Annotated in this window: 1 protein-coding gene and 1 pseudogene; both read right to left on the reverse strand. The window is 72.4% G+C overall.

Annotated elements, in window-relative coordinates; genetic code table 11:
* A pseudogene (locus tag FXN61_RS49710) lies at window positions 1-678 on the reverse strand (hypothetical protein); the annotation flags it as partial.
* Window positions 675-866: PTS sugar transporter subunit IIA (locus FXN61_RS49715; RefSeq protein ID WP_376770838.1), on the reverse strand; the 192-nt coding region annotated here is incomplete at its 5' end. The pseudogene FXN61_RS49710 and the gene FXN61_RS49715, both read right to left, overlap by 4 nt.

Consider the following 866-nt stretch of genomic DNA (forward strand, 5'->3'; position numbering starts at 1 on the left):
GGCGTCGCCCGCCGCACCCTGCAGGAACGCGGCCACCGGGGCGACCTCGGCCAGGTTCCTGCGGGTGACGCCCGGCCAGTCCGCCGACCACGCGAGGTTGTCGGCGCCAAGGACGGTCGGGTGACTGGCGTAGTCGAAGAGCAAGGCCGCCGCAGTGCCGTCCAAGTGGTGCAACGTCAGCACGCCCACTGTTTCGTCGTGCGGCCCGTCGAGCCGGTGACGGTTGGCACCGACCCGCGCGGCCGCGCCCGCGTGCCAGCGAGCACCGACCGGTGTCCGATGTGGATGGAGCTGCCGTGCTGCCTCCCTGACCTGGTCGATCAGCCGCCGAACCAACTCGGGTTCCCGCTCCGCGGGCATCCCGGGGTGGATCGACCCCGTCCACCCGTCCGGCCCGGAATGGGTGTGCGAAGCGCACACCAGCACGCGATCGGCGGGAACACCCGTCTCCGCGGCGACAGCTGCCGCCAGCGCGTGGGTGAGCGAGAAGTCGGTGGCCAGGGCGTCGAGCGCCAGCCAGACCACGCCAGGGTCATCCTCCGAGGACAACCAGACCAGCGTCGCCTCCAGGTCGTCGTGCACGCCGGTGGCGACACCCTCCCTGGCCAGGTAGCCGCCCATCGGATGGCCGGGTCCCGGTGTGATCACCGTGCGCCCGGCCGCGAGCAGAAGCGTCATCGAGTCAGCACCGGTTCGGTCAGGACCCCACCACGGCCGGCCGACTGCGCCAGCTCGGCCAGCTCGTCCAGGTCACCGCCGCGCACCAAGACCTCCAGCAGCATCGGCAGGTTGAGACCCGTCACGATCCGGATCCCGCCCCGGCGTGCCGCGAGCAGTTTCGCCGCGTTGGCGGGCGTGCCACCGGG

The sequence above is a fragment of the Lentzea indica genome, assembly GCF_012184385.1.
GTDB classification, from domain to species: domain Bacteria; phylum Actinomycetota; class Actinomycetes; order Mycobacteriales; family Pseudonocardiaceae; genus Lentzea; species Lentzea indica.